Origin of the sequence: Stenomitos frigidus ULC18, assembly GCF_003003795.1 — a bacterium.
Lineage (GTDB): Bacteria > Cyanobacteriota > Cyanobacteriia > Leptolyngbyales > Leptolyngbyaceae > Stenomitos > Stenomitos frigidus_A.
The window spans coordinates 85,141-97,896 of the sequence record NZ_PVWK01000158.1 but is presented as its reverse complement, the minus strand read 5'-3'; the positions used below and the strand labels follow the sequence as shown (position 1 = coordinate 97,896).

Below are 12,756 nucleotides of genomic sequence, written 5' to 3'. Positions count from 1 at the left end.
ATTTGCAATCGGATCAAAATGACTATGCCACGGCGCAAGGCAGCTATGAAGAGGCGTTGCAGATTCGGCGCACCTTAGCGGAGTCGAACCCGCGCACCTATTTGCCTGACGTCGCGATGACCCTGAACAATTTGGCGAATTTGCAACAGGCGCAAAATGACTATGCCACGGCGCAAGGCAGCTATGAAGAGGCGTTGCAGATTCGGCGCACCTTAGCGGCGGAGAACCCGCGCACCTATTTGCCTGACGTCGCGATGACCCTGAACAATTTGGCGACTTTGCAATCGGATCAAAATGACTATGCCACGGCGCAAGGCAGCTATGAAGAGGCGTTGCAGATTCGGCGCACCTTAGCGGAGTCGAACCCGCGCACCTATTTGCCTGACGTCGCGATGACCCTGATCAACCTCAGTATTTTTTACCTGCAAGCAACCCCAGATCAAGCGCGATCGATCGCCCTGGCAACCGAAGCGTTGGAAATCACCCAGCAGTTTCCCCAGGTTCCGATGGTGCAACGCTATGCAGAAACCGCGCTTCAAGTATTACAAGCAAACGGGGTCGAGGTTGAGGCGTGAGCCGGACTTGTCAAATGATTCGTAGCCAGTTTAGTTCAGACCTTGAAGGTTTTGCAAACCTCCGAGGTCTAAAGAGCGATCGCCCTGAAGCTAGTGCACTGTATAGCTGAGCAAGCCTGCGATATAGTTGAGCCGTCTCTAAGAGAAGACGAGTCAGCTCGGAGCCTGGTTGAGTGGTTGAAGAACCTGGATGAGCGAGTAGCAGCGCTCAGTCCAGTCATTAAAACGATCGCTCCAGTCGATGCGGAACTCGATCGAGTGGTCTTTGAACTCAGTCGAGTCATCGTTGCACTGAGTCGAGCAGTCTTTGCACTGAGTTGAGCCATCTCTAAAGCAGGTCGAGCTATTTCTGAACTGGCTCCAGCGATCGCAGCAATAGCCAAGACCTCGGAGGTTTTGAAAACCTCCGAGGTCTAAGCCAACGACGATCGCCTGAATTCCTTACAATAGATTTTGTGGAGCACGATCCAACGATGCTAGCAGAAGTGACAGAGGCGCGGAGAGCCTACGGAGCCGGAGAAGATCAGACGCTTCAGGACTCGTCGATCGGTCTGAACAAGCCTCATGAGCTACACGGTTATCATTCCTAAACCTGTGCAGAGACAAGGGGGGGTAGGGTATAGGGAGTGGGATGTAGGGAATGCCAAAGAAGATTAGAGAGTTGAAGAGCGTTTTGTTGAAAGCAGGCTTTACCTATGAACCTGGTAAGGGTAGCCACACCAAATGGGTTCATCCGTTGCTACCTGGCAAATTAACCCTATCAGGTAGCGATGGCGACGATGCCAAACGGTATCAGGAGAAGGATGTAAACGATGTGCTGAAACGATTGAAAGAAATTAACCAGGAGGACGCATGAAGAGCCATTACACGATCATTATTCAGTGGTCTGACGAGGATCAGTGCTACGTCGTCAGCCTGCCTGAGTGGGGAGAGTTCTGCCACACGCATGGAGAAACCTACAGCGAAGCCTTGACGAATGCTCAAGAGGTTTTGGAGTTATTGGTTGAATCTGCTGTCAAGCAGGGTGAATTGCTACCGGAGCCGAACGTTTTTGGCACGTCATTACAGGCTGTCTGAGGCAGAAGAACGAAAACCCGGTTTTTGCATCTGGACTTGCATGAAACCTCCGAGGTCTAAGCCAACGACGATCGCCTGAATTCCTTACAATAGATTTTGTCTCATTCAATGGCATTCCCTTGGCTTCTCCTGCTGACTCTTCAACCAAACCGCTGATTCTCCTCATCGACGGGCATTCGCTGGCATTCCGTTCCTACTTTGCCTTTGCGAAAGGGCGCGATGGTGGACTTCGCACGAAAAGCGGCATCCCTACCAGCGTTTCTTTTGGCTTTCTGAAAGCGCTGCTGGAGACGATGGAGGCGGAGAAACCGCAGTACGTGGCGATCGCCTTTGACCTCTCCGAAAAAACCTTTCGCCATGAAGCCGACGACACCTACAAGGCAGGCAGAGCCGAAACGCCGGAGGATTTCATCCCCGATATTGCGAACCTGCAAGAGCTTTTGCTGGCGCTGAACCTGCCCATTCTCACCGCAGAAAACTACGAAGCGGATGACGTGATCGGGACGCTGGCGCGACGGGCAAGTGCGGATGGCTTTCTGGTCAAGATTTTGAGTGGCGATCGTGACCTGTTCCAACTCGTCGATGCCGAAGCCACCACGAAAGTCCTCTACCTCAGCACCGTCTACGGCAAAGGCACGCCTCCGCCCAGAGAATTTGGCGTGGAGCAGGTGAAGGAGAAGATGGGGATCTTGCCGTCGCAGGTTGTGGACTACAAAGCCCTCTGCGGCGACAGTTCCGACAACATTCCGGGCGTGAAGGGCATTGGCGACAAAACAGCGGTGCAGCTACTCACCACCTACGGCTCCCTGGAAAAAGTTTACGAGTCGCTGGATCAAATCAAGGGTGCGGTGCGGCAGAAGCTAGAGGCAGGCAAAGACGAAGCGCGTCATTCGCAGTGGATGGCGCAAATTCATCTGGATGTGCCGCTGGCGATCGAGTGGGAGTCGTGCCGCATCCGCGATTTTGACGAAACAGCGGTGAATGAGCTGCTGGAAAAACTGGAATTTCGCACGTTTATCGATCGCATCCAGAAAGTCCATCGCCAGTTCAGCGGCGATCAGCGCGGGGAAGCCTCAGACGCTACGGCTTCAATCGCAAAGGCTACTGTCACACCCTCACAGCGAGAGGATGGCGATCTATGGTTCTTCAGCGCCGACGATACCGTTGCCGCACAAAAGGTCTTACCCGTTGCCATTACGCCGCACATCATCGATACGCCTGAGAAGCTGACGGAGTTGATCGATCGCCTGAGAACCTTCACCAGCCCTGACATCCCCGTCGCCTGGGACACTGAAACCACCGCGCTCGAACCACGCGATGCTGATCTGGTGGGCATTGGCTGCTGCTGGGGTGCCGAACTGTCAGACATGGCGTACATTCCGCTGGGGCACACTAATGGCGGCAACCTCGATAAAGCTGCCACGCTAGAGGCATTGCGCCCCATTCTCGAAAGCGCCGACTATCCCAAAGCGCTGCAAAATGCCAAGTTCGATCGCCTCATATTGCGCTGTCAGGGCATCAAACTGGCAGGGGTCATCTTCGATCCCATGCTGGCAAGCTACGTCCTCAACCCCGATGACAGCCACAATCTGACCGAACTGAGCGGCAAACACCTGAACATTACCGCTCTTAGCTACAAAGATCTGGTGCCCAAAGGGAAAACGATCGCCGATCTCCCGGTTCCTGCCGTCGCGGACTATTGCGGCTTAGATGCCTACACCACCTTCTTGCTGGTGCCCAAACTTCGCGCCCTGTTAGAACCCATTCCCGCACTGCATCGCCTCTTGCTCGACGTGGAGCAACCGCTAGAACCCGTTCTCGCAGAAATGGAATACTGCGGTGTGCGGATTGACGTTGCCTATCTTAAGGAACTGTCTCAGCGATTGGAAACCGATTTGGCGGCGATCGAAAAACAAGCCTACGAAGTCGCCGGACAGCAGTTCAACCTCGGTTCACCCAAACAGCTCAGCGATTTGCTGTTCAACACCCTGGGACTCGACACCAAAAAATCACGCCGCATGAAGACGGGTTTCTCCACCGATGCTGCCACGCTGGAAAAACTGCAAGGGGATCATCCCGTCATTGATGCCATTCTGGAGCAGCGCACTCTGAGTAAGCTGAAGTCCACTTACGTCGATGCGTTGCCGCTGCTGGTGCGCCCAGACACCCATCGCGTCCACACCGATTTCAATCAGACGGGCACGACCACGGGGCGACTCTCCTCCTCCAACCCCAACCTGCAAAATATTCCCATCCGCACGGCATTCAGCCGCCAGATTCGCAAAGCCTTCGTCTCCGAACCCGGTTGGGTGATGGTCGCAGCAGACTATTCCCAAATCGAACTCCGCATTCTGACGCATCTGAGCCAGGAGCCTGTCCTGCTCGACACCTATCGGCAAAACGGCGACATTCACACACTCACCGCCAAACTGCTGCTCGAAAAAGACGACATCAACTCCGAAGAACGACGGCTGGCGAAGATCATCAACTTCGGCGTGATCTACGGCATGGGTGCCCAACGGTTTGCGCGAGAAGCAGGCGTAAAATCTAGCGAAGCCCGCTTGTTTATCGATCGCTTCAACGAACGCTACTCCAAAGTTTTTGAATACCTCCAGCAAATGCAGCGAGAAGCGATCGCCAATGGCTATGTCGAAACCATCCTCGGTCGCCGCCGCTACTTCAACTTTGCCAGCGAATCACTGAAGCGATTGAGAGGAACGGAACCAGGGGCGATCGACCTCACCAAGCTCAAACTCCGCGACCAGTACGATGCCGGATCGCTCCGTGCCGCTGCTAACGCGCCCATCCAGGGTTCCAGCGCCGACATCATCAAAATTGCGATGGCAAAACTCCACGACCTCATCGAGCCATATCAGGCACGACTCCTACTCCAAGTCCACGATGAACTCGTCTTCGAGATGCCCCCCGACGAATGGACAGAACTGGGACCCAAAATCAAAGCCACAATGGAATCAGCAGTCGAGCTATCCATTCCGCTAGTCGTCGAAATCCACTCTGGCGAAAACTGGATGGAGACAAAGTAGTGAGCCTGCTGAGGTATTGCCTTTGCCAGCAAAGCTATAATTTCCGCAAGAACAGAGAGGTAACAGTTGATGTCACTTGAGAACATTGAAGATGCAATTCTCTCGCTGCCTTCTCAAGAGTTTGAGAGACTAAGACTTTGGTTTTTTGATCTAGATTACGATCGTTGGGATGCACAAATCGAACAGGATATTGCAGGCGGGAAATTAGAAGCATTCGCGCAAGAGGCGATCGCTGAATTTGAAACTGGGCATTATCGAGAACTGTGACATCCACATAGGAAGACGACAACGATGACTGAATTGCTGGAACGGGCGATCGCCCAATTAAAGACTTTACCTGCTGAAGAGCAAGATGCGATCGCGGCTCGTTTCCTGGCTGAGATAGAGGATGAGCGGACATGGAAAGCACAATTTGAAGCGACGACAAACGATCAGTGGGATCGGATAGCAGCAACGGTACGACAGGAAATTACTGCTGGTGATACCACACCTCTAGCTGAAGTTTTTCCCTCTCAGCCTGAGTTGTGAAATCAAGCGTCACGAAAGCATTCCGCAAGAAGCTTGACGGACTTCCTGCATCAGCTCAAGAACAAGCTGCAAAAGCCTATGCACTCTGGCGTTCAGATCCTTATCACAATAGTCTTCAATTCAAACGGGTTAGCCAGCGCCAACCAATTTACTCGGCGCGTGTGAGTTTAGACTACCGAGTTCTCGGCTTGTTGGAAAATGATCGCCTTTACTGGTTCTGGATTGGCGCACATGCAGAATACAACGAGTTGCTTCAGCGGTTATAACGCTATCGATCCAATATAATTGGCTGCTTTAAGTGAGAAATTGCATTCACTCAAAACTTATCCCTTAGCCTTCATCCTTTAGCCTTCATCCTTTAGCCTTCCAATGAATTCTCCCCCCATCGGCATCATCATGGGCAGCGATTCAGATTTGCCCACCATGCAGGACGCGATCGTCGCTTGCGAAGAATTTGACATCCTCTGCGAAATTGGCATCGTCTCAGCGCACCGCACACCAGAACGCATGGTGGATTACGCTCAGCAAGCCCATGTACGAGGGCTGAAAGTGATCATCGCAGGTGCAGGCGGTGCGGCTCACTTACCGGGAATGGTGGCAGCACTCACGCCCCTACCTGTCATTGGCGTACCCGTCATCAGTCGCCACCTGCAAGGACTAGATTCGCTGTACTCGATCGTGCAGATGCCAGCAGGGATTCCGGTTGCAACCGTGGCGATCGGCAATGCCCGTAACGCCGGACTCCTCGCCATCCAAATTCTGGCAACCCACGATCCGGCACTGCTTGAAAAAGTGCAGGAGTATCGCCAAAGTCTTGCTCAGATAGTGATTGAAAAACAGGCAAAGCTAGAGGAAAAGGGCTATAAGCGCTACCTGGATGAGGAGATGAGGCTGTAACGTTAGCTTAAGCCTTGGGCGATCGCTTTTTGGGGCGCTTCCAGACCTGGCGTTCGGCTTTTTCGCGTTCGTAGGCGATGAGTTTGCCGTAGTATTCGTGCTTGCTCAGGTTCATTGATAAGTAGACGTGCTTACGCATATTGCCGAAGCCTTTGCGGGCAAAGAACTTCAGCGCTGGCGCATTTTCCGGGTCGGTGTCCACCATCATGAACCGTGCGCCATCGTCGATCATGCGCTCAACGAGTCGATCGACCAGTTTGTCCGCAATGCCGCGTCGATGAAAGGCAGGATTCACACCAAGCCAGATGATGTAGCCATACGTCCAGGATGATTTGTTAATAATGGTGCCCAGGATAAAACCCGCTAGTTGATCCTGTACTTCAGCAACCAGGCAGTATTCTGGGTCAGTGTTATATAGCCCAATCACTTCCCATTGATCCCAGGTGCGGTAAATGTAAGGGTAAAGGTCACTGGTGAAGAGGGTCTCGCCCAAATGGAAGACGGGCGCAAGGTCATCGATTTCCATCTCGCGCACTTCGATCGCGAGTTGTGGCTCGTCGGATGGTTTGGTGATGTCTGTCATGGAGCGGTTGGGACGGAGTGAAGAGTGAGGAGCCAGCTACTTAGGAGATTTCTAGCAAACAAAATGCCCCTATGGGCAGGTTTGACAGTAGAGCGATCAGCTAGAGGCAAAGATTTTGGCAAAGCCTGCCCGTACCAAACGGCATATTTTTTCTCGGAAATCTCCTTGGTAAACCGAGTGCCTGAGGAAAGTACCCTCAAGGGTACTGTGGAATTTGACTATTTTCTCAAAGAATAAAGACAGACAGACATGCTTGCTCAAGCTTCATTTTGGCTAGCGATCGATAAGCGCATCAAGGTGGCAGTAGACCAGGTTAGTTCATCGAGCTAAGACGCCTCTTCATCAGTCAAAATCATCAGTTAAAATCAACAACTTTGGCTTCGCTTCAGTCAACAATTCAGTTTGTGTTCCGATTCAGACTCGCTTCAGCATCAACTGTCTACTGGATACACCCTCACTACGAATAGAGAGTACTAAAATGACACATGACACAACGGATCATACATCGCCACCACCGACCAGTTCTGTGTTTGTCCCAATGGCGGAGCCAATACTCAACTTAGAAGTTCCGGTAGAACCTCCAGTTGTTCCTCCACCCATACCGTCTCCAATTCTCTCTCCAGTACCATCCCCCTTTCCAATTCCACCCTGGCATTTCTGCTTCATTGATCTAAAGGAAGGCTGTTACCAAATTACCTTCGCCCCCAATTCCGAGTTTCTGACTTATTACAGAGGCACGATGCGGGTTGATAAAGCGAATGGTGGTCTCACTGTGAGCGGTGATTTATATCGGTTTCGCTTCTTTATTCCTATTCCTCTACCCATTCCTTCTCTCCCCATTCCTATACCTGATCCAAGGCTGCCTCAATTACCAGGATCCACGACTCCCGCGATCGCGTCGATGGATACTGCTGATGCAACCGAGATTCCAATTCATCCAAGGAATCGGTACCATTCGTATTTAAAGGTCACAAACGTTCAATTTAGTCCTGTTATTACAACCGCACATTGCCATCTCACGCTCACCATTGACGAATATCGGTATACCCAACCCCCTGCTGGTTCCTTCGACGGCTCTTTCCCGACCACGCCAAGTCGCACGGTGACAGCAGTGCTTTCACCCAAGGCTTCACCTGTCGGTCTCTCAGGTCCATACTTTGAGGGCAAACTGTACGAAACTGGGGTAGAGAAAGGCACCTTCTCAATGAGTTGGGTTTCGCCCTTCTTCCGCAGGGCTACCGTCGAAGTTGATACCTTGACAGGTTCAGTGGCACCACAGGCTGTGCCAGCTACTTCAGGCAGCGGCACCGAGGACTTCAAGACCGTTTTTGCAACCGCAGGCTGGGATCTGAACGTGATTTATGATCAGACGAGTATTCCTGTGCCCGCAGGAGTGACAGCGACCAATTGCTGGTCATCTGCCGATCTTCACGCTCTGATGCTCTCGGTACGCAATCCGGCCACCAATCTCGATCGAGATTGGCGCATGCACCTGCTCGTTGTGCCTGCTCACCTGGGTTGTGGGCGAGGAGTCATGTATGACACGATTGAAGTCCCCCGTGAAGGCGTTGCCAGTTTTTCGGACGATGGCTACCCAGATTCAGACTCATCCAATTTCGGCACTGCAACCAACCAGAAGCAGCGGGACGTGGCGCGAGCCTTTCTACGCAGTGCCTGTCACGAAGTTGGGCATGGCTTTAACCAGCAACATCAGGAAATAACCTTATTTGGTGAGCCTGGAGCGGATAACTCGATTATGACAACATCACCCAGCGTTGCCGATGTCCTTGGTGGAGCGACTACTGGAGATCCAAGTGTGTTCCCTGACAACATCGCGCTGCGGTTTAACGCTCACGTTCGACACCACTTGATTCATTTCCCTGATCCCGTGGTACGTCCGGGCGGTATGACCTTTGGAACCGGGCACAGTTCTACCGTTCCAGAGGTAGATGTCGATCGGTATTTCTATAGGTCTGAGGTTCTGGAGCTGAAGTTGGTTGTCAAGAAACAGCGCGTGAAACTGGGAGAGCCGCTGCCTTTAAGTTGGGAGTTAGTCAACAACACGAAGGAAGCGATCGCAACGCCGAGTGACATTAGCATCGAAGCTCAGCACGCCGAAATCACCGTGATTAAAACAGATGGAAGTGCAAAACGGATGTCTTCTTTTGTGATTCAAACAGACAAAGGAAGCATTAAAGACCTGAAGCCAGGGAAGAAGCGCAAGGCTGAGACAACTCTATTCTGGAGTTCAAAGGGCTTTGCCTTCACTGAACCCGGCAAGCACACCATTGCAGTTAAAATTCGCTGGAATCAGGCTGGCATTCCCTGTGGTGTACAGTCCAATCTGGAGCTTTGGGTAGACTATCCCACTTCCGAGGCTGATAACGAAGTGGCGGCTACGCTTCTGGATCAGGAAGTGGGTAAATTTGTGGCTCTGGGAGGCAATGCCAAACATTTGAAAGCAGGGGTTAGTCGTGTCGAGGAAGCGATCGCCCAACACGGCAACCATCCTGCGTCCAAAGCAATGATGGCGTATGGTGGTCATAAGTACAGCAAACTCTCTGAGTAGAGGCTGGACAGTAGATCAGGCGTCAAGCAGTTAACGAGCGGTGAAGAGACATGATTCCCGTATCTCCATCGCTCGTCCTTTGAGTTGATTTGCCTTTAGCCCAACGCCTGCACCCTTTCTACCGACGGCTGTTTCATAAAGACACTTCCTGAATTTCACCAATATCAGGTAACGAGAACCGATGGGCACGATCGGTCTCCGATAGTGACGGTTGGATTTCATCCCGCAGCGCAACCCGATCGCACCGGATGGCAAAGCTACAGCGATCGCATTCTTTTGATTCCAGAGATACCTGCGGAAAGGGTTCACCATTCTGATAGCGCTCTAGCCAGCCTGTCAGTTGGGTCAACAAGTGAATGAGATCCTTGCGGGTTTGTTCATGCTGAGTCGCATCGTAGGCAATGCTGAAGCGTCGAGCTTCCGGGGCTTGCTCGCCTGACTCAAAAAACCAGTAGATCATGGCAATGCGATCGGCATCGTAATCGCTCGTTTCCGCCAGCACAAAGGGGTAAAGCCGCGTTTGCCAATTTTGCAGCAGCCAGCGTGGGTTTTGTGGGCGCGGATAGGTCTTCCAGTCCAGAATCTGTGCTTGCTGGTCATTGGTCAGCAGCAGGTCGTATACCACTGTGAGTAAATAACCCTCCAATTGCAGCGTACGTGAATATTCACTTTGTCCCCAAGCGGGTCGATCGCCCCCCAACGTCAGAATTTTAGGAGCCACTGCCATAAACGCACTAAACCAGGCTTGCAGTTGAGGGTCGTTTTGCACCAACGGATCGACAGGCAGGCCCAACAGCCACTGCTGCATCAATAGGTGAAACCGAGTCCCCTGATTCTGCCGCTCTTGCTGATCTGGTTCGCTCGGAGCCGCCAACTGCTCTAAATCCGTATGCTGAAACTTACGCGGACAGACAGAAAGGCGATTCAACTGCGACTGAGACAGGCGGATGGGAAAGTCTAAAGGATAAGGGCTAAGGGCTAAAGATTCCCCCGATTGCCTTCCTACAGTCTTGTCTATTTGATCCCTCATGACTTTATCCCTCATCCAGCCTTTAGCCTTTTCCCTCATCCCTTCGTCAATACAAACACGCTGCCTTCATTGCCACGCCCAATTCGCATGTCCTCATCGAGATAGGTAATGTCGAGCCAGCCTTGCCGATCACGATTGCCAATATTGAAATCGATCGCTGCAAACTTTCTGCCTGCTTCGATGTCTTGAATAAAGCGATCGGGCGACTGGTAGCCGATGAGCCGCGTGAGCCCGATAATGGCCCGTTCAAATTTGACATCGACTCGCCGTTCGGAAGCCGGACTAAAGTGAGCCGCCACACTGACTAAACCGTCGAGATAGGGCAACCCGCTAATTTCAGCAATGTTGTAAATCTTCGCTTCTGCGGTTCGAATGCACTGATAGATCTGCCCTAATTTGACCAACGGCACGCGATCGATGCCCAAAAGCTCCTGGCTAGTCGTGTACAGCAAACGCCAGTCGCCGTCCAGTAGATGGCTGGCTTCAATCGGTCTCGGGGTGGGGTTATACCCTTCTAGCTGAGCGATCGCGACGCCAATGGCCTGCTGATCGCTAGCGGTTGCCAGTAAGCCACGATTTTTACCGGCAATCGCCTGCAACAATGCCGCTTTACCAATCATTTCTGTCAATCTCCAGAGCAACGACTTAAGCAAGGACTCGATTCGATCAATGTCTTACGGGAACGTTAGAAGGTGTAGCCTCCGAGCAGGCGATGATTCATGCAAAAACCTCATTTTCTTACTGATAGATTTAAGAACTGGGCGAAAGTTTAAAGTAAAGCGGGCAAGTTAAGGCAAGTATCTATATTGCTTGCTTATGCGTGCAGTATGCTTGAATAGCCAAAAAGTAGTTGTGTGACTAAAAAACTCTTGCAATTCTTTTCTATGGTGATACACTCTGGTTGTTTCATCCGTAAAGTCTGTAGCTGTCGTGTTGATTGTGTCTCTAGGATTTGCATAGACTCGATCGCACGACTGAGTTCAACCCTAAAATGCGTATGACCTACAATCCTTCTCTTCGTGAAGAACCTCGTAGCCAACGAGCCGCCGTAATCCCGCTCAAACAAGAAGCCTCCATCTTGGACTGGCTTGAGAACACAGGTCGCTTGTTGGCGCGTGATAACCAGGAAGTGAGTTACCTGGAGGCCGATGGCGAAGAACTCAACGCTTTGATGGCAGGCGAAGATAACAGTTTTGACATTGACGATGACGATGATGATGATTTGGAGCTAGAAGATTAGGCTGACCTGATTTGCTAAACTTCAGGTGTCTTTTCCGAATTGTGGCAGTGAGCGCTTGTGTGTAGTGTGTGGAGTGAAGTGAGAGTTTAGTGGACGCTAAGTTATTTTCAACTCAAACGTTAAATCTGTCAGGGATGCGCCTGTTCGTACTCTTAACGATCGGTCTCAGTACCTTCGCTCTGATTGCCGATGAAATGGCCGGACGATCGCTAGCGCAGGTGTTCTCTCTGACTCTACCATTTTGGTTCTGTGCTGTGTCGGCAGCGGGTCTTGGTTTTTGGGCAGTCCCTTCTCTACGGGCACTCAAAGCGGGTCAAGTCATCCGCGAAGACGGTCCCAAATCTCACCTGAAGAAGGCTGGCACACCGACGATGGGTGGTGTTTTCTTTTTACCCGTCGCCTTGCTGGTAGCGCTGATCTGGTCTGGGTTTTCAGCTTCGGTAGTTGCAGTGTCTGTCCTTACCCTTGCCTATGGCGCGATCGGCTGGATTGACGATTGGCAAATCATCCGTGGTTGTTCGAACAAAGGCATTACGCCGCGGATGAAGCTCCTCCTCCAGGTTGGAGTCGGTTCATTATTCTGTCTCTGGTTAGCCTGGACTCAGCCAGCAACGATTACAACCGTCGCGCTGCCCCTTGGTTTCATGTTGCCGCTGGGGTTTTTCTTCTGGGTCGTTGCGGTCTTCGTGCTGGCGGCAGAAAGCAATGCGACTAACCTCACAGATGGTGTGGACGGCTTAGCAGGCGGTACGGTGGCGATCGCGCTTCTTGGTTTGGGCGCTCTCATCGGGCCAACCTCACCGGAATTAATGCTCTTCTGTGCTTGTTTGAGCGGTAGCTGCCTTGGTTTCCTACTGCACAACCGCAACCCAGCAAGAGTCTTTATGGGCAACACAGGTTCAACGGCGTTGGGTGGTGCCCTGGCTGGTGTGGCGCTACTGACAAACAGTCTCTTTGCACTACTCATTCTGAGCGGTTTGTTTTTAATTGAGACCCTTTCGGTCATGCTCCAAGTCGGCTACTACAAGGCAACCAAAGGGCCGGATGGCATTGGCAAGCGTTTTTTCAAAATGTCTCCTTACCATAATCATCTGGAGCTTTCTGGTTGGTCTGAGACGCGCATCGTGGCTGCCTTCTATGTGATTGCTGGCTTGCTATCCTTTGTCACGCTCGCCGTGTGTTGATTGACGGACACGCTTTTCCACATTGAGGG

16 protein-coding genes are annotated in these 12,756 nt (G+C 51.9%); 13 read left to right on the top strand and 3 right to left on the bottom strand.

Annotated elements, in window-relative coordinates:
* From C7B82_RS29510 to purE, 10 genes are all read left to right on the top strand, one after another.
* Nucleotides 1–575: tetratricopeptide repeat protein (locus tag C7B82_RS29510; protein ID WP_181357766.1), on the top strand; the 575-nt coding region annotated here is incomplete at its 5' end.
* Nucleotides 576–668: 93 nt separating this feature from the next.
* Nucleotides 669–896 (top strand): hypothetical protein, encoded by a 228-nt coding sequence (locus C7B82_RS31740; protein WP_146141312.1) that lies wholly within the window; start codon nt 669–671, stop codon nt 894–896.
* A gap of 134 nt (nt 897–1,030) precedes the next feature.
* The gene (locus C7B82_RS34480; protein WP_281259065.1) at nt 1,031–1,165 is read left to right on the top strand and encodes a hypothetical protein; all 135 of its coding nucleotides are present in this window, start codon (nt 1,031–1,033) and stop codon (nt 1,163–1,165) included.
* Nucleotides 1,166–1,215: 50 nt separating this feature from the next.
* The gene (locus tag C7B82_RS29505; protein WP_106260741.1) at nt 1,216–1,431 is read left to right on the top strand and encodes a type II toxin-antitoxin system HicA family toxin; all 216 of its coding nucleotides are present in this window, start codon (nt 1,216–1,218) and stop codon (nt 1,429–1,431) included.
* The gene (locus tag C7B82_RS29500) at nt 1,428–1,652 is read left to right on the top strand and encodes a type II toxin-antitoxin system HicB family antitoxin (RefSeq protein ID WP_106260740.1); all 225 of its coding nucleotides are present in this window, start codon (nt 1,428–1,430) and stop codon (nt 1,650–1,652) included. Before C7B82_RS29505 ends, C7B82_RS29500 begins: the two co-directional genes overlap by 4 nt.
* Nucleotides 1,653–1,771: 119 nt before the next feature.
* Entirely contained in the window at nt 1,772–4,696 is a 2,925-nt protein-coding gene (gene polA, locus C7B82_RS29495; RefSeq protein WP_219904761.1) for a DNA polymerase I, read from the top strand.
* Nucleotides 4,697–4,765: 69 nt separating this feature from the next.
* The gene (locus C7B82_RS29490) at nt 4,766–4,963 is read left to right on the top strand and encodes a hypothetical protein (RefSeq protein ID WP_245940157.1); all 198 of its coding nucleotides are present in this window, start codon (nt 4,766–4,768) and stop codon (nt 4,961–4,963) included.
* 24 nt (nt 4,964–4,987) lie between these two features.
* Entirely contained in the window at nt 4,988–5,224 is a 237-nt protein-coding gene (locus tag C7B82_RS29485) for a hypothetical protein (RefSeq protein ID WP_106260735.1), read from the top strand.
* Nucleotides 5,221–5,490, top strand: coding sequence for a type II toxin-antitoxin system RelE family toxin (locus C7B82_RS29480; protein ID WP_106260733.1), 270 nt, complete (start codon nt 5,221–5,223; stop codon nt 5,488–5,490). The genes C7B82_RS29485 and C7B82_RS29480 overlap by 4 nt, the downstream gene beginning before the upstream one ends.
* A 103-nt stretch (nt 5,491–5,593) precedes the next feature.
* The gene (purE, locus tag C7B82_RS29475; RefSeq protein ID WP_106260732.1) at nt 5,594–6,121 is read left to right on the top strand and encodes a 5-(carboxyamino)imidazole ribonucleotide mutase; all 528 of its coding nucleotides are present in this window, start codon (nt 5,594–5,596) and stop codon (nt 6,119–6,121) included.
* Nucleotides 6,122–6,128: 7 nt separating this feature from the next.
* Here purE and C7B82_RS29470 read toward each other — a convergent pair whose 3' ends face one another.
* Nucleotides 6,129–6,704, bottom strand: coding sequence for a GNAT family N-acetyltransferase (locus tag C7B82_RS29470; RefSeq protein ID WP_106260730.1), 576 nt, complete (start codon nt 6,702–6,704; stop codon nt 6,129–6,131).
* A gap of 478 nt (nt 6,705–7,182) precedes the next feature.
* Between C7B82_RS29470 and C7B82_RS29465 the strand changes: the two genes are divergently transcribed.
* On the top strand, nt 7,183–9,273 hold the full coding sequence (locus C7B82_RS29465; protein ID WP_146141311.1) for a hypothetical protein: 2,091 nt from the start codon (nt 7,183–7,185) through the stop codon (nt 9,271–9,273).
* A gap of 133 nt (nt 9,274–9,406) precedes the next feature.
* Here C7B82_RS29465 and C7B82_RS29460 read toward each other — a convergent pair whose 3' ends face one another.
* Entirely contained in the window at nt 9,407–10,303 is an 897-nt protein-coding gene (locus C7B82_RS29460; RefSeq protein WP_106260727.1) for a PD-(D/E)XK nuclease family protein, read from the bottom strand.
* A gap of 35 nt (nt 10,304–10,338) precedes the next feature.
* Entirely contained in the window at nt 10,339–10,923 is a 585-nt protein-coding gene (locus C7B82_RS29455) for a PAP/fibrillin family protein (RefSeq protein ID WP_106260725.1), read from the bottom strand.
* 377 nt (nt 10,924–11,300) lie between these two features.
* Here C7B82_RS29455 and C7B82_RS29450 point away from each other — a divergent pair, with 377 nt between their 5' ends.
* Together C7B82_RS29450 and mraY are read left to right on the top strand one after the other, a co-directional pair.
* Entirely contained in the window at nt 11,301–11,543 is a 243-nt protein-coding gene (locus tag C7B82_RS29450; RefSeq protein ID WP_106260724.1) for a DUF3134 domain-containing protein, read from the top strand.
* Between the two features lie 89 nt (nt 11,544–11,632).
* Nucleotides 11,633–12,727 (top strand): phospho-N-acetylmuramoyl-pentapeptide-transferase, encoded by a 1,095-nt coding sequence (mraY, locus tag C7B82_RS29445; protein WP_106260722.1) that lies wholly within the window; start codon nt 11,633–11,635, stop codon nt 12,725–12,727.
* Nucleotides 12,728–12,756: the final 29 nt, after the last annotated feature.

Coding starts and splice junctions, on each gene's coding strand:
- C7B82_RS29505 (WP_106260741.1), top strand. CDS start 1,216: ATGCCAAAGAAGATTAGAGAGTTGAAGAGCGTTTTGTTGAAAGCAGGC.
- C7B82_RS29500 (WP_106260740.1), top strand. CDS start 1,428: ATGAAGAGCCATTACACGATCATTATTCAGTGGTCTGACGAGGATCAG.
- C7B82_RS29490 (WP_245940157.1), top strand. CDS start 4,766: ATGTCACTTGAGAACATTGAAGATGCAATTCTCTCGCTGCCTTCTCAA.
- C7B82_RS29485 (WP_106260735.1), top strand. CDS start 4,988: ATGACTGAATTGCTGGAACGGGCGATCGCCCAATTAAAGACTTTACCT.
- purE (WP_106260732.1), top strand. CDS start 5,594: ATGAATTCTCCCCCCATCGGCATCATCATGGGCAGCGATTCAGATTTG.
- C7B82_RS29470 (WP_106260730.1), bottom strand. CDS start 6,704: ATGACAGACATCACCAAACCATCCGACGAGCCACAACTCGCGATCGAA.
- C7B82_RS29465 (WP_146141311.1), top strand. CDS start 7,183: ATGACACATGACACAACGGATCATACATCGCCACCACCGACCAGTTCT.
- C7B82_RS29460 (WP_106260727.1), bottom strand. CDS start 10,303: ATGAGGGATCAAATAGACAAGACTGTAGGAAGGCAATCGGGGGAATCT.
- C7B82_RS29455 (WP_106260725.1), bottom strand. CDS start 10,923: ATGATTGGTAAAGCGGCATTGTTGCAGGCGATTGCCGGTAAAAATCGT.
- C7B82_RS29450 (WP_106260724.1), top strand. CDS start 11,301: ATGACCTACAATCCTTCTCTTCGTGAAGAACCTCGTAGCCAACGAGCC.